Consider the following 25,581-nt stretch of genomic DNA (forward strand, 5'->3'; position numbering starts at 1 on the left):
GGAAGGAGTTGAATAAAGCTTGTTGAATGAATTTTTTAAAAGGACAAAATATATTACTGTAAGCCAGGAGTCTCTTAGAAATGCCGCTGAAGATTCAGATGTAAAACCATTTATACCAAATGGTATGTGGATAAAATGTAGTAAGTGTAAAAGAGCTTTATATAAAAAGGATTTAGATAGAAATAATAAAGTATGTCAGTATTGTGGTCATCATTTTAGAATGAATTCAAAAGAAAGATTAGAACTTATAATGGATAAGGGTAGTTTTGAGGAATTTGATAGCGACATGGAATCTGCCAATCCTATAGAATTTAAAGGATATGAAGAAAAAATAGATGTAATGAGCAAAAAGACAGGGATGAAAGAAGCTGTAATAACTGGCCGAGGAACTATAGGAGATATGCAAACAGTAATTTGTGTTATGGACAGTAATTTTATGATGGGAAGTATGGGATCTGTAGTTGGAGAGAAGATTACAAGGGCAGTTGAGAAAGCTATAGAATTTCATTTGCCTTTAATTATTTTTACAACTTCTGGTGGGGCAAGAATGCAGGAAGGAATATTTTCCCTAATGCAGATGGCAAAAATAAGTGCTGCACTTAATAAATTAAACAATGAAGGATTATTGTATATATCAGTAATTACAGATCCTACAACAGGTGGAGTTACAGCAAGTTTTGCCATGCTTGGTGATATAATTTTAGCAGAACCAAATGCTCTTATAGGTTTTGCTGGAAAAAGGGTAATAGAACAAACTATAAGACAAAAGCTTCCAGAAGGTTTTCAAAGTGCAGAATTTTTACTTCACCATGGTTTTGTAGATAGTATAGTTTCCAGAGAAAATTTGAAAAATATCTTAAAAAATATATTGTTTATGCATGATAGAAATAGATAGGAAAATTTAAATTGAAGGGAGGTTTTGATATGGGTAGAATTTCAAAGTTACAAGATATTTTAAATGAAAAGCTGGATAATAGGACAGCATGGCAGAAAGTAAAACTTGCCAGGATGATTGAAAGACCTACTTCTTTAGATTATATAGAGAAAATATTTGATGATTTTATGGAATTTCATGGAGACAGGTATTTTGGCGATGATCCATCAATTGTAGGTGGAATTGCACTTTTAGAGGGAGAGCCAGTTACTGTAGTAGGTCAGCAGAAGGGACGAAATACCAAGGAAAACATAGAAAGAAACTTTGGTATGCCAGAGCCAGAAGGATATAGAAAAAGTTTAAGACTTATGAAACAGGCGGAAAAATTTGATAGGCCTATCATATGTTTTGTGGATACCCCTGGGGCCTTTTGTGGAATGGAAGCAGAAGAAAGAGGACAGGGTGAGGCTATAGCAAGTAATTTGATAGAGATGTTCAACTTAAAGGTTCCTATAATATCAATAGTTATAGGAGAAGGCGGAAGTGGTGGAGCACTTGCATTTGCTGTAGCTAATTCAGTTTGGATGCTTGAAAACTCTGTTTATTCAATATTATCACCTGAAGGATTTGCTGGAATACTTTGGCGTGATGGATCTAAAGCAGAACAAGCTGCTGAAGTTATGAAATGTACTGCCAAGGACTTAAAGTATTATGATGTAATAGAGAAAGTTTTAAAGGAACCTCAAGGTGGTGCACATAAGGATTTAGGCAAGATGGCAGCTTTTATGAAAAATGAACTTGTAGAAAGTATAGGAATATTTAAAAAATATACTACTCAGGAACTCTTAGATCAAAGATATGATAAATTCAGAAAAATTGGAAAATATAAAGAATAACTATAGATTAGGAATATCTATAGTTATTCTTAAATAATATATTATATTAATTTGCTGCATTTGAAGTAGTAGGAGGAACAAAAGCTCTTGACTGCAATTCTGTATCTAACATATAAAGAGCAGCCGCGTTATCTCCTATTCTCTCTAATTTTTTAATTAATTTGTTAAAGGTATCCTCTTCTTCAACCTGTTCATCAATAAACCATTTGAGTAAGCTCATTGTGGCATGATCTCTTTCTTCTGTTGCTATATTCATAAGGTTGTAAATTCTTTTAGTAACTTTTTTTTCATGATTTAGAGCTTCTTTAAAAGCATCAAGAATTGAATCATAATTATTGGATGGTGCTTCTATTGCTCCAATATTTGTTCTTGCATCCATTTGGCTTAAAAAATTATAAAATTTGGATGTATGGAAGTTTTCCTCTTCAATCTGAACTTTAAAAAAATTCGAAAAACCATCAAGGTCTAATGAATCACAATATGCCTGCATTGCAAAGTATATGTTTGCAGAATACATCTCGTAATTTATCTGATCATTTATAGCAGTTACAAGTCTATCACTTAACATAAGTAAATCCTCCTTTTAATCTTTGGTAATTAATAACTTATATTAATTATAATAGCACATTTTACATAAGTTTTTCAAATTCTATCATACCTGATCCCTGAAAATATTTTGGCAAGTCTAATGATTTACAAGATATTTTTATTATTGCAATAAGATCGATAAAGGTGATATCCGGCTTATTTTCATATAATAATGCACATATACCACTTACATATGCAGCTGCACAGGAAGTACCAGTATAACATATATAAGGATCTTTTAAAGAAATTGGATATAACTTTTTACCATTTCTTTCAGAGATATAATTTACATTTGTATTAGTGGAGCAAATATCTACACAGGCAGCTACTAGATCAGGTTTTTGAACTTTGGAAAATGGACCGGAAGATGAATATTTATAAGGTTTTATGTTCTTCGAACTTGTATCAATACCACCTACTGTTATACAGTTTTTTAATAAAGCTATACCTTGGATACTATTTTCATGATTTAAATTATTACCAGATGCAGTAATTATTGCTATATTATTTTTTACAGCTATATCGAAAATTGATTGAAATAGATTCAATATGAATTCATCTCTTGTATTTACTTCAAAGGGAAGGCAGATTACCTTTAAGTTTAAATCTGATGCTTCATCTATCAGTGTTTGAAGAGAGAATAATATATCACTTATATAAGCTGTACCAAGAGCATTAAATGCTTTTATAGAATATATAGTACTATTTTTAGCTATACCGCAATATAAACCTTCAGATGATTTCCCACTTCCTGATATTAATCCACTTATAAATGTACCGTGTCCATTATCATCATAAGGATACTTATGATGATTTATCAAGTCTAGAAATTTTCTGATTTTATTTTTGTCACCTATTAAATCTGGATGAGGATAAGTACCGGAATCTATAAGACCTATGCATATGTTTTTACCTGTAAGTTTATAATTATCTGAGAAGCCTATTCTATTTGCAGTTAGCACATTTTTACCACATAGATTGGCTTTTATATCCCAAGTAACATATTTTACCTCAGGAAATTCTATTAATCTGTTTAAAGCACGATTACTTAAAATGGCGCATATGCAATTTATACAAGGTATCGAATGTAATAATTCACCACTATAGCTTTTAATTTTTTTTTCTATATGGTCTATTAGGGAACTGCACTGAATTATAACTCTGTAATTTTTGTAATATTTATTTTTTAAAGCTGATTTTAAGTTTAATTCTAATTTGTTTTTTATAGCAAACATGATATGCTCCTAAAAATTAATCCTATTATATTATATATGTAATAGCAAACATGATATTGACTAATTTTCTTATTTAATTTGCCATTTCAATACAATTATACCTACTATCATAAAAACAATTCCAATTATTTCATTCCAATTAAATTTTATAGTTTTTGTATCGAATAGTCCAAAAGTTTCTATTACGCAAGCTGCTATCACTTGAGCAAGTAAAATTAATATAGTGCAGTAGGATGGACCTAGTGATTTTATACCGTACATTACGGTAAAGGTTATTATGATGCCAAGTACACCGCCTAAAAGATAAATTTTTTTACACATTTTTATATTATGTATATCACCTTTTCCTAGTATAAGTACTAGGAGTAAAGTTATTATAAAACCTATTCCTTGTACTATAGCTGTAGTTTCCAAAAGACCTATTTTTTCACTTAATCTAGTATTAAAAACACCTTGTATGCTCATCACCATTCCAGATATTATGGAAGATAGAATACCTAACATAGTTTCACCTTCTTTTTTGTATTTTGTATATAAAATAGTGTAACCAAAATACAGAAATATTATAAAGTGAAGCTTTATTCAGTATTGAGTTATGGATTTAATAAAAAAGAGATTTAATAAAAATCTCTTTTTTTATTACAAATATTGTTTTTCACCTAGATAATGTCCACTAATATAAATATTGGTATATTCTTTTATAATAGTATCAGGAGAATATCCAAGACTTAAAGTAATACTTAAAAAGTCCTCAAATAAGGTTATGTAGTGATCTTTAGAAGAACAGACTATAAAATCATTTATATCTACATATAAATTTAAAAATTGAGAAGTTATGTTTGCTTTGTTTTCTCTATATTGGATGGTATTTATATCATTAAAGTTTTTTTCTATACCTAGAGACAATAAAAAATACAGAGAATTGACAAGTGATTCAAGGATTGATTTATTATTTGAAATATTAGTGCTATTCCAAAACTTATAACAGCGAGATTCATTGGCTAATTCAGCTATTTCTACTTGCAATGCTAGCGTTTTTTGTGAAAGAAGAGATTCATGTTCTAACCCCTGCTCTTTTCTAATTCTTACATCTAAATTTTGTTGTAATTCAAATAAATTTATAAGATTCATATAATAGAGCCGCCCTTCTATATACTTATAATTAAATAATATTAATTGTTCATTATAACAATTAATTTAAAAACTCCCACATATATATTTTATCTAAATTTATTAAATATTGAAATAAGGTGCAATCGATTGCACCAAAAAAATTTAAAAATTTTTTATTAAATGATAAGGAGTAAAGGAAGAATATTACTTTAATTCTTCCTTTACTCCTTATCATTAAAAAACATATTTGTAACTTTGTCTAATATTCCATTTAAATGAGCTATAGCTATTCCATAATTTGTTATTGGAATATTTTGCGATTGTGCTCTTATAAGTCTTGTAATAAATTGTTTTCTGTTAAACATACAGGAACCGCAGTGTATTATTATATTATAAGGTGTTAAATCCTCAGGAAAATCAACTCCTGATTTTACTGTTACATCTAGATTTCCATCTACTTTATTTTTTAGCCATCTTGGAATTTTATCTCTGCCTATATCATTTTTTAAAGCATGATGTGTACAGGCTTCTGCTATTAAAACTTTGTCCCCTGGTTTTAATTTATCTATGGCTTTGGCACCGTTGACTAATGTTTTTAAATCACCCTTGTATCTTGCCATTAATATGGAAAATGAAGTAAGAGGAATATGTTCAGGCAATATTTTATTTACTTTCCCGAATACTTGAGAATCTGTAATTACAAGATCAGGATCATTTTTTAAGCATGCAAGCATATCTGAAAGTTCTGAATCCTTAACTGTAAGTGCAAGACAGTCATGATCCAGTACATCTCTTATAACTTGGACTTGAGGAAGTATAAGTCTTCCTTTAGGTGCCTCTAGATCTTGTGGAGCAACTAATATTACTTTAGATTTAGGTGAAAGTATATCTCCTACTATAGTTTCCTTTTCAAAATCTGTAGGTGCATTTGCTTGAATTGCTTCTTTTAAAGAGCCTATATTTTTATTCATTTTGGCACTTACCTGTATAAAAGGTATGGAAAATTGTTTTTCTAGAAACTTCAAAGTTCCGTCTATGTCTATTCCATTGTCTATTTTATTTAATACTCCGATTGTAGGTATTTTACATTCTTTCAATTTACTATACCAATTTTTTTCAAAGGTCAGATCAAGATTTTCCTTAGTAAATACCAAAATTGCCAGATCAGTTTTGTCCATTACTTCTTTTGTCTTCTTTATTCTAAGTTCCCCAAGTGTACCTGTATCATCTAATCCTGCTGTATCTATTATGACTACAGGACCAATAGGTGGGAGTTCCATAGCTTTGTATACAGGGTCGGTAGTTGTTCCTAAAAATTCTGATACAAGTGCAATATCCTGACCTGTTATTGAGTTTATAAGACTGGATTTTCCAGCATTTCTTCTTCCAAATAACGCAATATGTAGTCTGTTTGCCTTTGGAGTATCCTGCATAATATCAACTCCTTGTTATTTTTTTGTTATTGCAACTTTTACAGTTATTCCATCGATTTTGCCAAGTTTTCCTGTCATAGAACTTATTTCATCTGAAGTACCATCCACTATTAAAGATATTATAGATATATTTTTCTCTTTATATGGAATTCCCATTCTACCTACTATTATATGAGCGAAAGTATGAAGTATTTTATTTACTGTTGAAGCATTATCCAAGTCTTTTACAACTATTCCAACTACACCTATTCTTTTTTCCATAACACACCCACCAATCTAAATACTAAGATAAATTAATTATAATTATATAATTTTTTTATGTCAAAATTTTTTGGGGCTTTTAGTTCTTATAATCTTATTTTATAATTATATTTTATAGAAGGTAAAATAAAATAGATGTAGAATCTTTTATATATAAGAATTGTAAATGATTAGAAATATGGGGTGGTGATGCCAATGGTAGATAAAAATGTAATTCTATTTTATAAAGGCAAAAATTATAAAAGTTATAGTTTTATGGGAGCGCATTTTAGAAGAGAAAAGGGAAGAGTTGGAACTAGATTTACTGTATGGGCACCTAATGCCAAAGAAGTAAAGGTAGTGGGTGATTTTAATAATTGGAAATCTGATGATAAATATAAATTAAATAAAATATTTGGCAAGAACTTGTGGAGTAGATTTATACCAGGTATAAAGAAGGAATATATATATAAGTACCAAATTATAGACAAATACAATAAATCTATTTTAAAATGTGATCCTTACGCTAGATATTCACAAAAACGACCTGATAATGCCTCAAAGATAGTACGACAAAAAATATTCAGATGGGAAGATGCTAAATGGATATCTAGAAGAAAAAAAACAAACGTATACAAAACACCTATTAATATATATGAAGTTCATCTTGGTTCATGGAGAAAAAATAAATGTGGAGAATTTTTAAATTATAAAGATATATCACTACAACTTTCTAAATATTTAAAAAATATGAATTATAATTATGTTGAAATAATGCCTCTAATGGAGCATCCATTAGATGACTCCTGGGGTTATCAGGTGACAGGGTATTATTCTATAACGAGTAGATATGGAAGTATAGAAGATTTCAAATATTTTGTTAATATACTTCATAAAGAAGGCATAGGAGTTATCTTGGATTGGGTACCGGGACATTTTTGCAAGGATGAACATGGATTATATAAATTTGATGGTACATCTACCTATGAATATAAAGATAAAAAGCAATCTGAAAATAAGGGCTGGGGTGCTGGTAATTTTGATTTAGGTAAACCAGAAGTTAGGAGCTTTTTAATATCAAATGCTCTATATTGGCTAAGAGAATTTCACATAGATGGTCTTAGAGTAGATGCTGTTGCCAATACACTTTATTTGGATTATGACAAGGGACCAGGTGAATGGACGGCTAATGAAAATGGTGATAATAAAAATCTACAAGCTGTGGAATTTTATAGACAATTAAATGCTGCACTTTTTAATGAATTTCCAAATTTAATTATGATCGCGGAAGAATCTACAGCATGGCCTTTAATTACAGCACCAGCATATTCTGGGGGATTGGGATTTAATTTTAAGTGGAATATGGGATGGATGAACGATGTATTGAAATATATAAATATGAGTCCAGAGGAGAAAAGATATAATCATAAATTACTTACATTTTCTATGATGTATAATTATTCAGAAAATTTTATACTCCCAATATCACATGATGAAGTTGTTCATGGAAAAGGATCATTGGTAAATAAAATGTGGGGAGATTATTGTAATAAATTTGCAGGACTTAGAGTATTTATTACATATATGTATACTCACCCAGGCAAGAAAGTCATATTCATGGGAAGTGAATTCGGACAGTTTTCAGAATGGAAGAATTCAGAACAATTGGATTGGGAACTTATAGATAAATTTCCTATGCACAAAGCTACTCTAAATTTTTTTAAGAATATAAATAAAATTTATATACATGAGAAATCATTATGGGAATTTGATTATGATGAGAGAGGATTTAATTGGATAAATGCAGATAACTCTAATCAGAGCATATTAATATACATGAGAAAATGTAGCCAAAAAGAAAATGCACTTATAGTAATTTGCAATTTCACATCAAAAAGTTATTCTGATTACGACATAGGAGTACCATATTTAGGTGAATATAAAGAAATTTTCAATACTGATAGAGAAGAATTTGGAGGTTCAGGAGTAATAAATAAAGATATACTTTATTCTAAAAATAGAGAATATCACAATCAAAATTTTTGTCTTTCTATAAAGGTACCTCCAATGGCTTCAGTTATAATAAAACCTAAAAAAATATATTTTCAAATATCACAACATAATGTGATTTGAAATTTAAAAAATAAAATAGTATAAAAAACAAGCAATGGTTAAGGGGGAATTTATATGAAAGTATTATTAGTTGCTTCTGAAGCAGATCCTTTTATTAAGACAGGAGGACTTGGTGATGTAACAGGTACACTTCCTAAATATTTAAAAAAAATAAATATAGATGTGAGAGTTGTTATTCCTAAATACAGTATTATAAAATCCGATTTAGTAAAAAAATTAAATTTTATTAAATATTTTTATGTACCTGTAGGTTGGAGAAACAAGTATTGTGGAATATTTGAGTATGAATATGAGGGAGTAATTTATTATTTGATAGACAACGAATATTATTTTTCAAGAGATAATATTTATGGCTATTATGATGATGGAGAAAGATTTGCATTTTTTAATAGAGCTGTATTGAATATGTTGTGGCAAATTAATTATAAACCGGATATAATACATTGCAATGATTGGCAGACAGGTATGATTCCAGTATTATACAAAATTGAATATAAGCAAGATGGTTTTTATAGTGGAATTAAATTTGTATATAGTATACACAATCTTCTTTTTCAAGGCAATTTTGATAAAAGCATTTTGGGAGAGTTATTTAATCTTGACCCAATATTATATGAAAACGGCAGTGTAGAATTAAATGGGGCTGCAAGTTTTATGAAAAGTGGTATAAATTACAGTGACAAGATATCTACAGTAAGTCGTTCCTATGCATTTGAAATACAGAGCCCTGAATATGGAGAAAATCTAGATGGATTGTTAAGGAGCAGAAGTAGTGACCTCTGGGGCATAGTTAATGGAATAGATTATAACGTTTATAATCCGGAAAAAGATAGTATGATATTTAGAAATTATAATAAAAACAATTTGAGAAATAAAATGATAAATAAATTAAAGCTTCAAAAAGATCTAAATTTAAATGTTGATGAAAATGTACCTATGCTGGCAATCATATCAAGATTCACACCTCAGAAGGGAATGGATATTATAGAAAATATAGGTGAAAGACTTGTTTCAAAACACGTTCAATTGGTAATACTAGGAACAGGATATAGTGAATATGAAGATTATTTTAGATATCTTGCATCAAAATATCCTAGAACTGTATCTTCAAATATATATTTTGATGATGTATTGGCACATAAAATATATGCTGCATCTGATATATTTTTGATGCCATCTCTATTTGAACCTTGTGGATTAGGACAATTGATAGCATTAAGATATGGTTCTATTCCAGTAGTTAGGGAAACTGGAGGACTTAAAGATACAATTATACCTTACAATAAGTATACTATGGAAGGAAATGGATTTAGTTTTTCAAAATTCAATGCAGATGATTTTTTACATGTAGTAGATAGTGCACTTGAATATTTCAGAGAAAAAGAGATATGGCAAAATATAATTAAACAGGGAATGGAAACTGATAATAGTTGGAGTAATTCTGCAGAACTTTATAAATCATTGTATAATAGTATGTTATAGTTGTATGTTTTAAGTATTTGCCTAAAGAGAGATATTTTATTAGGAGGAATTTCATGCTAAGTATAGATAAAGAAACATTTAAAAAAGATTATAGGCAAAAATTCATAGAAATTCATGGCAAAGATTTAGATGAAGGAACAGATTACAACAAATATGAGGCACTGGGAAGTCTTGTAAGAGATTATGTTGCTAAAATGTGGATAGATACAAATAAAAAATATAAGGAAAATAGCAAGAAGCAAGTTTACTATTTTTCCATGGAATTCTTACTTGGCAGACTTCTTGGAAGTAATTTATTAAATTTAGGTATAAGAGACATATGTAAGTCAGCTTTAGATGATTTAGGGATAGATTTAGATAAATTAGAAAATCTTGAAGAAGACCAGGGACTTGGTAATGGAGGATTAGGAAGACTAGCAGCTTGTTTTTTAGATTCAATGGCATCTTTAAGTATACCAGGCCATGGTTGTGGTATAAGATATAAATATGGATTTTTTAATCAGAAAATAATAAATGATTCTCAGGTAGAAGTTCCGGATGATTGGCTAAAAAAAGGTAATATATGGGAAATAAAAAAGAACGATAAAGCAAGAGTAGTTAAATTTGGTGGAGATATAAGGGTGGACTATACAGATGGAAATTTAAAATTCAATCATATAAATTATGATGCGATTTTAGCCGTACCTTATGATATGCCGATAGTAGGATATAAGAATAATGTTGTAAATACTCTAAGACTTTGGAGTGCCGAGCCTTTATCCAATGAATTTGATTTTTCATCATTTAATCGCGGTGATTTTAGAAAAGCTATGGAATATAGAGATTCTGTAGAGTCCATATCTCAAATATTATATCCTGATGACAGTTTTTATGAAGGAAAAGTTTTAAGGTTAAAGCAGCAGTATTTTTTTGTATCTGCAGGACTTCAGAGTATAATACATCATTTTAAGAGTGCTCAAGGAAATATGAAAGAATTGGATGAAAAAATAGCGATTCACATAAATGATACACATCCTACTCTTGCTATACCAGAACTTATGAGGATACTTATAGATGAGGAAGGTTTTGGATGGGACACTGCATGGAGGATGACAAATAATATAATGTCCTATACAAATCATACTATAATGGCAGAAGCACTTGAAAAATGGCCTATAGAAATGTTTAAAAAACTACTGCCAAGGATATTTATGATAGTACAAGAAATAGATAAAAGATTTTGCGATGAATTAAAAAACAAGTATGTTGGTCAATGGGATAAGATAAGAAAGATGGCCATAATAGATAATGGATATATAAAAATGGCCCATCTTGCTATAGTAGGAAGTCACAGTGTAAATGGTGTAGCAAAACTTCATACAGAGATATTAAAAAAGCAGGAAATGTCAGATTTTTATTATTGTTATCCTAATAAATTTAATAATAAAACAAATGGTATAACTCATAGAAGATGGCTTATAAGTGCAAATCCAAAACTTACAATGTTTTTAAAAGAAAAAATAGGTGATAGCTTCATAACTCATCCTACAGATATGATAAATTTTGAAAAATTTGCTGATAATGTAGAAGCTCAAAATAGATTAAGAGATATAAAACTAGAGAATAAAAGAAAACTGGCAGATCTTATATATAGAGATAAAGGTATAAATATAGATATAAATTCTATATTCGATATTCAGATAAAAAGAATTCATGCTTATAAAAGACAGACTTTAAATTGTCTTAGAATAATGGATCTATACAATAGACTCATTGAAAATCCAAATCTTGATATAGTTCCTAGAACTTTTATATTTGCGGGAAAATCGGCACCAGGATACTATTTAGCTAAAGATATAATTACATTGATAAATATGGTAGCTGATAAAATAAATAATGATGATAGAGTAAATAAAAAGATAAAAGTAATATTTATGGAAAATTATAGAGTATCTTTAGCTGAAGTTATTATACCTGCGGCAGATCTTAGTGAGCAGATTTCTACTACTACTAAAGAGGCATCCGGGACTAGTAATATGAAATTCATGATGAATGGAGCAGTTACAATAGCAACTTTAGATGGAGCAAATGTTGAGATAAAAGACGAAGTTGGCGATGAAAATATAGTAATATTCGGACTTACAGAAAAACAGGTATTGAATTTGTACAAAACAGGAGGATATTCTTCACAAAATATTATAAATAATGATATAAGATTAAAAAGAATTATTAACTCGCTGGTAGATGGTACTTATTGCAAAGATAAAAACAAGTTTAAAAGCATATATGAGAATCTAGTAACTTATAATGATGAATTCTTTGTAATCAAGGATTTTTACTCTTATTTAGATGCTCAGGAAAAGATAGATAGACTCTATAGGAATAAATCAAAATGGCAGAGAATGTGTGCTGTAAATATAGCTCACTCCGGAATATTTTCAAGTGATAGAACCATAAGAGAATATGCTACAGGTATATGGGGGTCAAAATGTTTATATAAAAATCTAGAATAAATTTGAAAAGAGGCATGGCATGGATTTTAAATTAAAACATGATTCTAGAGAGAGCTGCTATAGAAAACCTTTTGGGGCAGTACCTAAGGGAAATAAGGTATATATTTCTATAATGTCAAATAAACTTTTAGAAATATATTTATACTTACAATATTTTAATTATGGTGAAGAATATGTAAAGATGAATGTTGAAATTAAGAAAAGTGAAACCTACCTGTATTATTACAATATAGATTTATCGCAAAATTATACAGGGCTTATCAATTATTTTTTCAGGATAAAGACTAATGATGATTCATATATTTATTATGGCAACAATTCTGATGGATTGGGTGGAGAAGGCCAAGTATACTACAATAATCCAGTAACCTATCAAATAACTGTATATGAGCCTTTTAAGGTACCAAAATGGTTTAAGGAAGGTATTGTATATCAAATATTTGTAGATAGGTTTAGAAATGGCAATGGAGAAATTATTAAAACTAAAAATAATAGCTTCATATATGGAAATTGGCAGGATGAACCAATGTATATAAAAGATAAAAGCGGAAAAATAGCCAGATGGGATTTCTTTGGAGGAAATTTAAAAGGAATAATTGAAAAACTTGATTATATAAAGAGTTTAGGCACTACTGCAATATATTTAAATCCTATATTCAAGTCTAAAAGTAATCATAAATATGATACTGGAGATTATAAGTCTATAGATGAGATGTATGGAAATGAAGAAATATTTAATGAATTATGTAAAGAAGCAAATAAGTTAGGTATAAAAATTATTTTAGACGGAGTATTCAATCATACTGGAGATGACAGTATTTATTTTAATAAATATGGAAACTATGATTCAACAGGGGCATATCAATCAAAAGAGTCATCATATTATAAATGGTATACATTTCAAGAATATCCTGATAAATATAACAGTTGGTGGGGAATAGACAATATGCCAAGTGTAAACGAAATGGAAAATAGTTATATAGATTTTATTATCGAGGGAAAAAACTCGGTATTGAAGAAATGGATGGATTTAGGTGCATCCGGATGGAGATTGGATGTAGCAGATGAGTTACCTGATGATTTTATAGAAAAAATAAAAACTAAGATAAAGAAAATTAAAGAGGACTCTGTACTAATAGGTGAAGTTTGGGAAGATGCATCCAATAAAATAAGTTATTCAAATAGAAGAAAATATGTTTTTGGGAGAGAACTTGATTCCATAACTAATTATCCATTTAGAAATGCTCTAATAGGATTTCTAAATGGAAATGTAGATTCCAAAATGTTTGAAAGAATCATACTTAGTTTATATGAAAATTATCCTAAAGAAATATTATATTCAAATTTGAATATAATAGGAACCCATGATACAGAGCGCATTCTCACAGTATTAAGCAATAAACAAAATAATCAAATACAATTTTTAAAAATGGCTGTTACTATTCAAATGACTATGCCGGGAGTTCCACTTATATATTATGGTGATGAAGCAGGAGTTTCTGGAGGAAAAGATCCACTTAACAGAAAGACATATCCTTGGGGAAATGAAAATAAAATTATATTGAAGTTCTATAAATATATAACAGGATTAAGAAATAAATATGATGCATTAAAAAATGGAAGCATAAGCTTTTATGATATAGACAAAGACGTACTATGTTATGAGAGAACATTTAAGCAAGAAAGAATATTGATTGTAATAAACAGAAATTCATCTAAATCTTTTGATATAAAATTGGATAAAATTAGAGACATAGGGATATTACCTTTGGAAATAAAAATTTTATGCTGTTAATTATTGATTAGAAAGTGGGGGATTGCCATGAAGAAAAAACAAATATTATCTATGATATTAGCTGGTGGACAAGGTTCAAGACTGGGTATACTGACTAAAAAATTAGCTAAACCAGCAGTACCTTTTGGAGGAAAATATAGAATTATAGATTTTGCATTAAGTAACTGCTCTAATTCAGGAATATATACTGTAGGGGTTTTAACACAGTACAAGCCTTTAGAATTGAATTCACATATAGGCATAGGAAGTTCATGGGATCTAGATAGAAGAGATGGAGGAGTATATATACTTCCACCTTATCAGGAAGAAAATGGTGGCAACTGGTATAAGGGAACAGCAGATGCCATATATCAAAATATTACTTTTATAGATAACTATGACCCTGAGTATGTACTCATACTTTCAGGAGATCATATATATAAAATGAACTATGGGGATATGCTTAAATTTCATAAGGAAAAAGAAGCAGATGTAACCATTGCAGTTATTGAAGTACCAAAAGAGGAGACATATAGATTTGGAATAATAAATACAAAACAGGATATGAGTGTATATGAATTCGAGGAGAAGCCAGTCAAAGCTAAAAGCACAAAGGCATCCATGGGTGTATATATTTTCAATTGGAAGCTTTTAAAAAAATTTTTAAGGGCGGATGAAAACAACAAAAGTTCATCTAATGATTTTGGAAAAAATATTATACCAAATATGTTGGAGATGGGAGCAAAAATGTATGCATATTCTTTTAATGGATATTGGAAAGATGTTGGAACTATAGATAGCCTATGGGAAGCAAATATGGATCTTTTAAGAGAGGATAATGAACTTAATTTGGGAGATCCTGATTGGAGAATATATTCAGTAAACCATGTAGAACCAGCTCAGTACATTGGACCTAACGCAAATATTAAATCATCTATTGCAGTAGATGGGTGTGAAATATATGGAGAAGTAAATCATTCTATTATATTTTCAGGATGCGTTATAGGAAAGAATTCTAAGATAATAGATTCAGTTATAATGCCTAATACTAAAATTGGAGATAACGTTATAATTAATAAAGCAGTTGTTGGCAGTAATGCAACAGTTAGAAGAAACAGTATTGTAGGCGATGGGAAACAAATTACTGTTATAGGATCAAATGTAGATGTAAAGGCAGGATCTATATTTGTCAATGTGTAGACATGCTCAATTTTTAGAAAATTTTTATTTTATAGGAGTGATACTATGTATGAAAATTTTATGGGTATTATAAATTTAGATGAAAATGATGATAATATAAAGGAACTTTCAAGAGACAGAACTTTTGCTTCTATACCTATTGCAGGACGATATAGAATTATTGATTTTATATTATCCAATATGAGCAATAGTGGTATAGAGAATATAGGAATATTTACTAAGATGGAGTCGAGATCACTCATGGATCACCTAAGTAATGGAATACCTTGGGATTTAAGCAGAAAAATAGATGGACTGAGAGTTTTTAATTTTACAGAAGAAGATCCTAGTTTTGATGATGTACATAATTTTTCTAAAAATATAACTTATTTTAAGAGAAGTAAAGAAGATTATGTAATTATTGCATCTTCTTATATGTTATGTAATATAGATTTAAACCAGGCAATGAAATTTCATATAAGATCAAAAAATGATATTACAATAGTATATAAAAATGTTGAAGATGCAGATTCCAGGTTCTTGCATTGTGAAACGTTAAATATTAATGAAAAGGGAAGAGTTGTAAGTGTAGGAAGAAATATAGGAGTAAATAAAGAAGCAAATATAAATATGGAAATATACATGATGGAGAAAAAAATATTTCTTGATATAGTCAATGAATGTGTATCTACGGGAAGTTATAGGAAGATAAAATATCATATATATAATTGTCTTGAACATTTAAAAGTGGGTGCTTTTGAATTTAAAGGGTATTTGAGTTGTATAAATTCTATAAAAACGTATTATTGTACAAGTATGGAACTTCTAGATCACAAGGTAATGAAAGAATTGTTTTCAACTGAAAGACCTATATATACTAAAACAAATGATGAAATACCTGCAAAATATTTTCAATCAAGTAATGTAAAAAATTCTATAATAGCAAATGGATGCTTCATATATGGAACTGTAGAAAATAGTATAATATTTAGAAGAGTAAATGTATCTAAAGGATCCATACTTAGAAATTGTATAGTACTTCAAAATTGCGTTTTAGGCGAAAATGTTAAGTTAGAATATACTATTTTGAATAAAAATGTGTGCATAGATTCCAATAGAGAATTAAAAGGAGACAAGTATGCACCTGTTGTAATACAAAATGATGAAAAAATATATTAAGTGTATACTATAAAAATTTTATATTATATAATTTTAAGGAGATATTAATTTTATCTCCTTTTAATTTAATCTAAATTTGAGAGGAAAATAATATGAAAAGAAGAAACTTTATATGTTTATTATTAATTGTTATTATATTTTTTACAGGTATATTAATGTACTTTAGAAGTCCATTAAGACAAAATAAGAATTATCCTATATTATCAGGCTCATTTATACAAGTTGATTTAGCTCAGAATTGGAATGAAAATGATTGGAATAGGGAATTAAAGTATCTTACTGAAAATAAAATGCAATATTTGATTTTGACAAATATTGTTTTCACAGAAAATAATATTACAAAAACAGTCTATCAAAGTAATATACCTGGAACTAAAAAAATTTATGGAAATACAGATCAAGTAGATTTGTGTTTAAAAGCAGCGGAAAAATCAGGTGTAAAAGTTTTTTTAGCTACTGATTTTAATAATGAGTGGTGGAATGTATCTGTAAAAGATACAGGTTGGCTTAAAAATGAAATGAATAAGACAAACCTGATTTGCAATGAATTGTATAAGAGATACCATTCTAAATATCCATATGCTTTTTATGGTTGGTATTTTCCATATGAAATAGATAATGCTAAATTTAATAATAAAGATGCATTTCAAAATTTGGCACAGGGTATAAATATAAATCTAAATTATCTTAATTTATCGAAGCAAAGATTACCTTTTTTAATGTCACCTTTTATGAATTCTGATATGGGAACGGCTAAAGAATATGCAGATAACTGGAAATATTTTTTTTCTAAAGTAAATCTCCAAACGGGAGATGTATTTTGTCCACAAGATTCTGTAGGGTCTGGAGGATTGGATATAAATCAGGTAAATCCATGGTTTACTGCCTTAAGAAAGGCTGTCAACACTAAAAAGGGTTTGAAGTTGTGGGCAAATGCAGAAACTTTTGATTATGTAAACAATTCTAGTGCAAATTTAGATAGACTTACAAATCAGCTTAAACTTGAACAACCATGTGTAGATAAGATAGTTAGCTTTTCATATAGTCATTATTATAGTCCTAATAATATTAATCCTGGATTTAATAAAGCATATTCTCAATACGTAAAAACAGGTCAATTAAAAAGTAATAATGTACCTAAACCTAAAAATCTAACTGTTAGTACTATTGATAAAAATGAATTTAAATTAACTTGGAATGCTCCAAGTAGAAATGATAATATTGAAGGATATAAAATATACAGAAATGGAGTTCTGATTTTTAATCCTGTAGTACAGAGAAAATATGGTGGGCAAAGCAAACAATTTTACTTAAGTGTAGATGATAAACCTATATTACAGAATAATGTTAAATCATTTACCTATTTAGTTAAAGCTGTGGATTTTTATGGCAATGAGTCTCATGTATCCAATACTGTTGCTGTTGTTTCAGATGCTTTAAAAGTATTTCCTACACTTTTATCAAAAGGATGCAATTACACTTTAAGTCCAAAACCAGATTATAATTACGATAGTTTATGGACTAATAAACTAACAGATGGTAAATTTTCTTCACGTTATACAGTAAAAGACAAAGCTTTTTTGGGGTGGTACAATAACCCTTTTAATATACAGATAGATCTTAAAAGTATTAAACAGGTTAGACAATTCATGATAGATTATTATAGAAAACCTAGGGAGTGGGCAATGTTGCCTAAATCAGCATCCATTGCAGTTTCTGAAGATGGAGTTAATTTTATACCTGTAGGTCTTGTAAGAATACCCAATGTTCCTTTTTCAGAAAGAAATGGTTCAAAATATCCACTTTATCTTACTTTGAATAAACCGATTAGGGCAAGATATGTGAAACTTACATCTATACCTGATGCCAATCATTATATTTTTATAGATGAATTTCAGGTAAGAAATTAAGGAGTTAAAATATAATATAAGGAAAGTGAAAAGAGTATGAAGAAGTATAGTGAATATTACAAGTCTCCTATTGGAATAATAAAAATAACAGCATCTAAATTGGGGATAATATCTATAAGTTTTATAGATAAAAATTTAAATGAAATAAGCTCAAGTGAATTTCAAAAATATATGGATTCGGATGTCTATAAGTATTTAAGGGATTGCAAAACTCAATTGAATGAGTATTTTATGGGAAAGAGAAGAGAGTTTTCATTAAGGATAAGCTTACAGGGAACAGATTTTAGAAAAAAGGTGTGGAATGAGCTTATGAAAATATCTTATGGAAGTACGTGCTCTTATATGGATATAGCAGATAGAATTGGAAATAGAAAGGCTGTAAGAGCTGTTGGAGGAGCTAATCATAACAACAATATTATTATTGTAATACCTTGTCATAGAGTAATTGGAAAAGATGGAAATCTTACTGGATATAGTGGAGGTTTATGGAGAAAAAAATGGCTCCTTAATCATGAAAAAAATTTTAAAAGTATAGTAGATTAATGAAAATGTATTTTTATGTTGACACAAAATTATATAAATATTATAATTTTATGGTAAAGTATAATAGAAGAATATTATATAACTATGAAGAGAAGAGTAAATATTAAGAATTATTTTAGCGAACTGGTTATGGTGAAAGTCCAGTAATAAGTCTTTTATTGAAGAACATCTCTGAGTTTCTAACCGAAATTTAATCATAAAAAGTAGGCTTAGAGGTATTGAGCATCTTATAGCTTATAGAATAGGAAAGTCCTATTTTATAAAAGATTGGTCATTTTATGACAAATTGGGTGGTATCGCGGATTTATAGCTCTTTCGTCCCTTTAAGGGACGAAGGGCTTTTTTAATTAAAATATTTATGGAGGTTACATTTATGGAAACAACATTAGTAAAAACTATTTATCGAAATACTGAGAAGTTTGCAGATAAAGAAGTAAAAGTTTTAGGATGGATAAGAACTATAAGGGATTCAAAAAATTTTGGATTTATAGAACTAAACGATGGAACATTTTTTAAAAATATTCAAATAGTTTTTGATAATACTATTGATAATTTTAAAGAAGTAGCTAAACTTCCAATTAGTTCTTCACTAGCAATAGAAGGGAAGGTAGTAATTACTCCTAATGCAAAGCAATCTTTTGAAATTCACGCTAAAAACATATGTATAGAAGGAATGTCATCTTCAGATTATCCTCTTCAAAAGAAAAGACATACTCTTGAATATTTAAGAACTATTGCACATTTAAGGGGAAGAAGCAATACATTTTCTGCAGTATTTAGAGTGAGATCTGTAGCTGCATATGCCGTACATAGATTTTTTCAAGAAAGGGGATTTGTATATGCACAAACTCCTCTTATAACAGGAAGTGACTGTGAAGGCGCAGGTGAAATGTTTAAAGTTACTACACTGGATTTAAATAATGTTCCTAAGACAGAAGATGGAAAAGTAGATTATTCTAAAGACTTTTTTGGAAAAGAGACAAATTTAACAGTAAGTGGTCAGCTTTCAGCAGAAACTATGGCACTTGCTTTTAGAAATGTGTATACATTTGGACCTACATTTAGAGCTGAGGATTCAAATACTGCAAGACATGCAGCTGAATTTTGGATGATAGAACCTGAAATGGCTTTTGCAGATTTAAACGATTATATGGATACTGCAGAGGAATTAGTAAAGTATATAATTAAATATGTGCTTGAAAATATTCCTGAGGAAATGCAATTTTTTAACTCCTTTATAGATAAAGGATTATTTGATAGATTAAATAACGTAGTAAATTCAAAATTTGGAAGAATAACTTATACTGAAGCAGTTGATGTACTTAGAAAAAGCGGACAAAAATTTGAATATCCAGTAGAATGGGGAATTGATCTTCAGACAGAACATGAAAGATTTTTAACTGAAAAAGTCTATGGTAAACCTATATTTGTAACGGATTATCCAAAGGATATAAAAGCTTTTTATATGAGGGCAAATAATGATGGTAAAACTGTAGCAGCAGCAGATTTACTTGTACCTGGAGTAGGAGAAATAGTTGGAGGAAGTCAAAGAGAGGAAAGATATGAGGTACTTGAAAACAGAATAAAAGAGAATGGATTAAACAAAGAGGATTATTGGTGGTATCTTGAACTTAGAAAATATGGAGAAACTAAACATTCAGGATTTGGACTTGGTTTTGAAAGAATACTTATGTATATTACAGGAATGTCCAACATAAGAGATGTAATACCATTTCCTAGAACTACAGGATCTGCTGAATTTTAAAAATAATCCGGCTATATAAATAATTATTTATATAGCCGGATATATTAATTCTTACCGCAGCAGTTTTTATACTTTTTACCACTTCCACATGGACAGGAATCATTCCTACCAATTTTACTTTTATTTACAATTGTTCTTGAAGAAACCCACTGTTTATGAATAGCTTTTCTTTTTTCACTAGAAAAAATAGAGTCCCATTGTGAAAGCTTATAGAGATAATCGGCTTTAGCATCTAGCATATTGAAATATAATTTTTCAAAATTAATTTTTATAGTAATGTTTGAATCCTCTTCTAATTGTTCAAGATCAAACTGTTCTTCTAAACTGTCATTTATACCGTCGAGAAAACCCATAAAAAATATTGTTGATACATCGAAATGTTTAGATAATTCATCTATATTTCCAGTAATAGTACTTTTATTGTCAGCTAATATTTTTGTATATACATTTTTTTCGATTTGCCCATATTCTTTCCAAAACTCAGTTTCTCCCTTTGTTTTAACTAAGGTTACGACTTTATTTGTCCAATCTTTATATAAACTCATAGTTTATTATACCTATATACATTTGTATATAAGCAGTACCTCCCTTTTTATTATAATGTTTAAAATTAAAATATTTGCTTGCACTATTATAATAAATATTATGATAGTTTGCAATTGTATAATATAATATTCATATAAAATTAAAATAATGATTAAGGTTCTATATCTAATGAATAAACAGCACTACTATTACAATAGCTGCATTTAATATTTTTTTGATGTACAACTTTAGAATTTTGATAATCATTTACATAAGTAAGATATGGAAAGGTCTCAAATTCATCTAAAAATTCATCTAAAGCTATATCTACATGTTCTTCACAAGAGTATTTAATTTTGTTTGATATTTTCAACATCCTCCTTCCCAATAGGTTTCGATAAATCAAAATTATTTCCAAATATATTGATATCAGTATTTTCTATAGAAATTTTTACTTTATTTATGGTGGATACTTGACCTAGTGATAGAACTATACTTTTGATACAAGTTTTTTCTTTTGAGAAAGTCATAGGTATATTAGCTTCTTTACTTAAGTTAATGTAAGCTATATTATCTTTTATTGATAGAGTCAAGAGTCGTGTATTATCAGGTAAAATAGGCGATAACTGTCCTTTTACTGAAGGTCCCTTTATGAGCTCATTCATTATGGTTTCAGCCAAAAGTTCATCTTTTTTTATAACTCGCTTTTCCTGGGATACTTTTACGTTGTTAAGTTTACTAGAAGAGTCAAAATATATCTTTAAATCTAATAAGTTATTATTGTCAATATCTTTTGAAAAAGCAATTTTCTTTTCTTTTTCACTATTAGTTATACTTACAGTATCTTTTTTAGTACAAGAAGTTAATAGTAAGGCTGAAATTATGATAATAGAATATAGTAAAACATTAAAATGGCTTTTCAAAAAATTTCCACCTCTCTGTTAAAATTCTGTATAATTACTTGGCATGTTTCGATTTGCCATAGCTATGGTTATATCCCTGTTTAATTTTATTCCATTTTCACTTAAAATGTTTATTACGGTTTTATAAGCTAATTCAGGATAATTATTAATTTTACTTAAATGCCCTAAAACTATTTTTTTGAGTTTATCGTTTATAATGTCAATTATGGCTTTACCGCAATCATCATTGGATAAATGACCTATACTGCTTAAAATTCTTTTTTTTAAAACATATGGATATGGACCGAATTTTAACATTTCCGTGTCATGATTGCTTTCAAGCAATATTACGTTTGCTCTGTATAATCTTTTTTTTACTTCATCTGAAAAAAAGCCTAAATCTGTTGCAATACAAGCTATCTTGTTTTCAGTACAAATTTCATAGCCTCTTGGATCAGCTGCATCATGAGATATTTTATAACTTATTATGTCCATATCCTTAATATTCACATAGTTGTCAGAAATTATTTTTATGTTATTGTCTTTAATTTTCCCTATATTTGGTGACATAGCATTCCAGGTGAGTTCATTTGTATATATAGGTATATCATACCTTCTGGATAGTACACCTACACCTTTTATATGATCAGTATGTTCGTGAGTAACAAAGATAGCATCTAATTCTTTTGGATTTTGATTAATACTTGATAACGCATTTTCTATATTTTTACCGGCAAGACCTGCATCTACTAAAATCTTTGTATTATTGGAAGCTATAAAAGTACTATTGCCACTGCTTCCACTAAATAATGGACAAAAAATCATATTATAAATCTCCTCTTGCCTTAAATTTTATTACGCAACTTATATGAACTTATTCACATGCCCTATGGATGTTAGCTCCTAAGGCCTTGAATTTATCTTCAATATTAGGGTAGCCCCTATCTATATGCTCTATGCTTAAAACTTCTGTAGTTCCTTCTGCTATAAGTCCTGCAATGACCATTGCAGCTCCAGCTCTTAAATCTGTTGCTTTTACTACTGCTCCTGTTAATTTATCTACACCATCTATTATAGCAGTTCTTCCCTCTACTTTAATATTTGCACCCATTTTCTTTAATTCATCTACATGCTTAAATCTACTTTCCCATATACTTTCATTTATTATACTTCTACCGTTTGCTACAGTTAATAATGTACTCATAGGTTGTTGTACATCTGTTGGAAAACCAGGATAAGGTTGGGTTTTAATGTTGACGCCTTTTAAGTTACCAGTTGATTTTACAGTAATAGAGTCTCCATTTTCTCGTATTTCTGATCCCATTTCTACTAGTTTTGCGGAAATGGATTCAAGATGTTTTGGAATTACATTTTCAATGGTAACTTCACCGCCGCATGCAGCAGAGGCAATCATATATGTACCTGCTTCTATTTGGTCCGGAATTACACTGTAGGCACATCCGCTTAGACTTTCAACTCCAACTATTCTTATAACATCGGTACCAGCACCTTTTATATTTGCGCCCATACTATTTAAAAAATTTGCTACATCTACTACATGTGGTTCTTTTGCCACGTTTTCAAGTGTAGTTACACCTTTTGCTAATGTTGCAGCAAGCATTACATTTATTGTGGCACCAACGCTAACTACATCAAAGAATATATTAGTTCCTATCAATTCATCAGCTTCAACCATAACAGAACCATGTGTAATTTTTACTTTGGCACCTAGGGCCTCAAAGCCTTTTATATGCTGATCTATAGGCCTAACACCTATAGGACATCCACCAGGAAGCTCTACGGATGCCTTCTTGAATCTACCGAGTAATGCACCTATTAGATAATAAGATGCTCTCATTTTCCTTACATCATCTGTGTTTGCACTTAAACTAGCTATATGAGTACTATCAATTGTAGCGGAGTTTTTTTGGGTCTTAATATCACACCCAAGGCTTTTCAGAATTCTTTCAATGCAATGTACATCTTCTATATTAGGTATGTTGTCTATTACGCATTTATTTTTACTAGCCATTATTGCAGCAGGTAATATTGCTACAGCAGCATTCTTTGCACCATTTATTTCTATGGAGCCAAAAAGAGGATTGCCTCCAGTAATTACTAATTTATCCATTTAAGTAACCATCCTTATCACAAATTTATATATATAAAGTTTAGAAAATATCAAATTAATTCATATTACACAAATTTTATTATATCATAAATTAAAGAGTTTTTAACATAAAAATTTTTAAAAATAAACGTCAAAAAGCCTAGTTTAATTAATTAAACTAGGCTAATAATTGATATATAAATTGTGTTTAATGAATTATTGTTTCATAAAACTTCCACAGTCAGTACATTCAACGTTATGTGCTGTATTTTCGTGTTTAGTTACTTGAATTTTGTTTAATGTACAGAAGTTATCTCCTTGTGCATGGTATTTACATTCATTTACTATACACCCTATGCTTTCATTTTTTGTATTATTCATGGCTTCATCTGCTGTATTTTTAGTTTAATATCAGACTTACAGCAGATTTTTCACCCCTTTCGATTTTAAATATTTTTAAATGTTGTACAATAAATAGTATAGACATTTTACTTTTAAATATACTGGGAATAATTTCATTTAAATAAGAATATTGAATTTATAATTATATGTTATAATTAATTGTAGAATAATATTAATTGGAGGATTAAAATAAATGAAGTATTATTTAGTAGCATTATTTAATAAAGATTCTTATTCACATATTGAATGTATTCAAAGAGATATGTGTAGAAAATATAAATTATATAGACATATGCCAGTTTTACATATAACACTTGAAGTTATTGATGATCCTGATATAGATAAATTGACTAAAATAGTTTCAAAATTTTTAAAACCATATAAAGAATTTAAAGTAAATATAAATGGTGCCATATGCTTTGACCCTCCATATAAGTCTGTGAATTTGAAAATAGAAGATAAGGGCTATATAATAAGATTATCTCGACAGTTAAATGAACTTTTAAGATTACATAAATTTAAAGTAAGAGAGAATATCGAAAATTGGGATCTGCATATTTCACTAGCAAATACGAATTATGCAGTTAGGGAGTGGAGCAGTAAGGAATATGTAGCAGCTTGTCAAACTGCTAAAAAAGAAAATATACACAAAATGATAACTGTCAATAGAATAGCATTATGGAAGCCTGTGAATAATAAGAAAGAGATGCTTATAAAAAATTTTCAACTTAGAGAGTATTAAAAATATCCTGGATGGTTTTAACTATCCAGGATGTTTTATACCTATAAATCAAGTAAATTCTTTT

The 25,581-nt window shown here is 29.0% G+C and carries 24 protein-coding genes; 12 read left to right on the plus strand and 12 right to left on the minus strand.

The features are described 5' to 3' along the window. Positions 1–19: 19 nt before the first annotated feature. Together accD and KM800_RS09700 are read left to right on the plus strand one after the other, a co-directional pair. A complete protein-coding gene (gene accD / locus KM800_RS09695; protein WP_217812901.1) occupies positions 20–895 on the plus strand; it encodes an acetyl-CoA carboxylase, carboxyltransferase subunit beta in 876 nt (291 codons plus the stop codon). A gap of 29 nt (positions 896–924) precedes the next feature. Continuing rightward, the gene (locus KM800_RS09700; protein ID WP_217812902.1) at positions 925–1,770 is read left to right on the plus strand and encodes an acetyl-CoA carboxylase carboxyltransferase subunit alpha; all 846 of its coding nucleotides are present in this window, start codon (positions 925–927) and stop codon (positions 1,768–1,770) included. A gap of 46 nt (positions 1,771–1,816) precedes the next feature. Here the strand turns inward: KM800_RS09700 and KM800_RS09705 are convergent, their stop codons facing one another. The 6 genes from KM800_RS09705 to KM800_RS09730 all read right to left on the minus strand — a co-directional run bounded on the left by KM800_RS09705 (position 1,817) and on the right by KM800_RS09730 (position 6,400). Further along, entirely contained in the window at positions 1,817–2,338 is a 522-nt protein-coding gene (locus KM800_RS09705; RefSeq protein ID WP_217812903.1) for a ferritin, read from the minus strand. Positions 2,339–2,399: 61 nt separating this feature from the next. After that, entirely contained in the window at positions 2,400–3,593 is a 1,194-nt protein-coding gene (locus KM800_RS09710) for a S8 family serine peptidase (RefSeq protein WP_217812904.1), read from the minus strand. Between the two features lie 69 nt (positions 3,594–3,662). After that, positions 3,663–4,097 carry a DMT family transporter gene (locus KM800_RS09715; protein ID WP_217812905.1) on the minus strand — a complete coding sequence of 145 codons (435 nt, stop codon included), beginning with the start codon at positions 4,095–4,097 and terminating at the stop codon, positions 3,663–3,665. Positions 4,098–4,232: 135 nt separating this feature from the next. Continuing rightward, positions 4,233–4,724 (minus strand): dUTP diphosphatase, encoded by a 492-nt coding sequence (locus KM800_RS09720; protein ID WP_217812906.1) that lies wholly within the window; start codon positions 4,722–4,724, stop codon positions 4,233–4,235. A gap of 203 nt (positions 4,725–4,927) precedes the next feature. Then, positions 4,928–6,139 carry a [FeFe] hydrogenase H-cluster maturation GTPase HydF gene (gene hydF / locus KM800_RS09725; RefSeq protein ID WP_217812907.1) on the minus strand — a complete coding sequence of 404 codons (1,212 nt, stop codon included), beginning with the start codon at positions 6,137–6,139 and terminating at the stop codon, positions 4,928–4,930. Between the two features lie 15 nt (positions 6,140–6,154). Continuing rightward, positions 6,155–6,400 (minus strand): TM1266 family iron-only hydrogenase system putative regulator, encoded by a 246-nt coding sequence (locus KM800_RS09730; RefSeq protein ID WP_017751447.1) that lies wholly within the window; start codon positions 6,398–6,400, stop codon positions 6,155–6,157. Positions 6,401–6,595: 195 nt separating this feature from the next. Between KM800_RS09730 and glgB the strand changes: the two genes are divergently transcribed. From glgB to asnS, 9 genes are all read left to right on the plus strand, one after another. Next, on the plus strand, positions 6,596–8,512 hold the full coding sequence (glgB, locus tag KM800_RS09735; RefSeq protein WP_217812908.1) for a 1,4-alpha-glucan branching protein GlgB: 1,917 nt from the start codon (positions 6,596–6,598) through the stop codon (positions 8,510–8,512). A 54-nt stretch (positions 8,513–8,566) separates the two neighbouring features. Then, complete coding sequence (gene glgA / locus KM800_RS09740; RefSeq protein ID WP_217812909.1) at positions 8,567–9,994, plus strand: glycogen synthase GlgA; 1,428 nt, start codon at positions 8,567–8,569, stop codon at positions 9,992–9,994. 53 nt (positions 9,995–10,047) lie between these two features. Then, positions 10,048–12,486: a glycogen/starch/alpha-glucan phosphorylase gene (locus KM800_RS09745; RefSeq protein WP_217812910.1), complete on the plus strand. Its 2,439-nt coding sequence runs from the start codon at positions 10,048–10,050 to the stop codon at positions 12,484–12,486. 19 nt (positions 12,487–12,505) lie between these two features. Next, positions 12,506–14,281, plus strand: coding sequence for a glycoside hydrolase family 13 protein (locus KM800_RS09750; protein ID WP_217812911.1), 1,776 nt, complete (start codon positions 12,506–12,508; stop codon positions 14,279–14,281). 27 nt (positions 14,282–14,308) lie between these two features. Continuing rightward, positions 14,309–15,460, plus strand: a complete 1,152-nt coding sequence (locus KM800_RS09755) for a glucose-1-phosphate adenylyltransferase (protein WP_217812912.1) — start codon at positions 14,309–14,311, stop codon at positions 15,458–15,460. Positions 15,461–15,505: 45 nt separating this feature from the next. Beyond that, positions 15,506–16,618 (plus strand): glucose-1-phosphate adenylyltransferase subunit GlgD, encoded by a 1,113-nt coding sequence (gene glgD, locus KM800_RS09760; protein WP_217812913.1) that lies wholly within the window; start codon positions 15,506–15,508, stop codon positions 16,616–16,618. Between the two features lie 92 nt (positions 16,619–16,710). Next, positions 16,711–18,528: a DUF4434 domain-containing protein gene (locus KM800_RS09765; protein WP_217812914.1), complete on the plus strand. Its 1,818-nt coding sequence runs from the start codon at positions 16,711–16,713 to the stop codon at positions 18,526–18,528. 36 nt (positions 18,529–18,564) lie between these two features. Further along, complete coding sequence (locus KM800_RS09770) at positions 18,565–19,071, plus strand: methylated-DNA--[protein]-cysteine S-methyltransferase (protein ID WP_217812915.1); 507 nt, start codon at positions 18,565–18,567, stop codon at positions 19,069–19,071. Positions 19,072–19,444: 373 nt separating this feature from the next. Next, entirely contained in the window at positions 19,445–20,836 is a 1,392-nt protein-coding gene (asnS, locus tag KM800_RS09775; protein WP_217812916.1) for an asparagine--tRNA ligase, read from the plus strand. Between the two features lie 44 nt (positions 20,837–20,880). On the opposite strand, the gene KM800_RS09780 is transcribed toward asnS, so the two are convergent. The 6 genes from KM800_RS09780 to KM800_RS09805 form a co-directional block, all read right to left on the minus strand. Beyond that, a complete protein-coding gene (locus tag KM800_RS09780; RefSeq protein ID WP_217812917.1) occupies positions 20,881–21,381 on the minus strand; it encodes an SEC-C metal-binding domain-containing protein in 501 nt (166 codons plus the stop codon). A gap of 152 nt (positions 21,382–21,533) precedes the next feature. Beyond that, on the minus strand, positions 21,534–21,734 hold the full coding sequence (locus KM800_RS09785; RefSeq protein WP_217812918.1) for a CxxH/CxxC protein: 201 nt from the start codon (positions 21,732–21,734) through the stop codon (positions 21,534–21,536). Further along, entirely contained in the window at positions 21,712–22,284 is a 573-nt protein-coding gene (locus KM800_RS09790; protein ID WP_217812919.1) for a GerMN domain-containing protein, read from the minus strand. The genes KM800_RS09785 and KM800_RS09790 overlap by 23 nt, the downstream gene beginning before the upstream one ends. Before the next feature lie 18 nt (positions 22,285–22,302). Next, positions 22,303–23,088, minus strand: coding sequence for an MBL fold metallo-hydrolase (locus KM800_RS09795; protein ID WP_217812920.1), 786 nt, complete (start codon positions 23,086–23,088; stop codon positions 22,303–22,305). Positions 23,089–23,137: 49 nt separating this feature from the next. Then, positions 23,138–24,394: a UDP-N-acetylglucosamine 1-carboxyvinyltransferase gene (locus KM800_RS09800; protein WP_217812921.1), complete on the minus strand. Its 1,257-nt coding sequence runs from the start codon at positions 24,392–24,394 to the stop codon at positions 23,138–23,140. A gap of 195 nt (positions 24,395–24,589) precedes the next feature. Continuing rightward, positions 24,590–24,754, minus strand: coding sequence for a DUF1540 domain-containing protein (locus tag KM800_RS09805; protein WP_217812922.1), 165 nt, complete (start codon positions 24,752–24,754; stop codon positions 24,590–24,592). 214 nt (positions 24,755–24,968) lie between these two features. On the opposite strand from KM800_RS09805, the gene KM800_RS09810 reads away from it, so the two are divergent. Further along, on the plus strand, positions 24,969–25,517 hold the full coding sequence (locus KM800_RS09810; RefSeq protein WP_217812923.1) for a 2'-5' RNA ligase family protein: 549 nt from the start codon (positions 24,969–24,971) through the stop codon (positions 25,515–25,517). Positions 25,518–25,581: the final 64 nt, after the last annotated feature.

It is taken from the genome of Clostridium tyrobutyricum (assembly GCF_019144085.1).
In the GTDB taxonomy this organism is placed as follows: Bacteria; Bacillota; Clostridia; order Clostridiales; family Clostridiaceae; genus Clostridium_B; species Clostridium_B tyrobutyricum_A.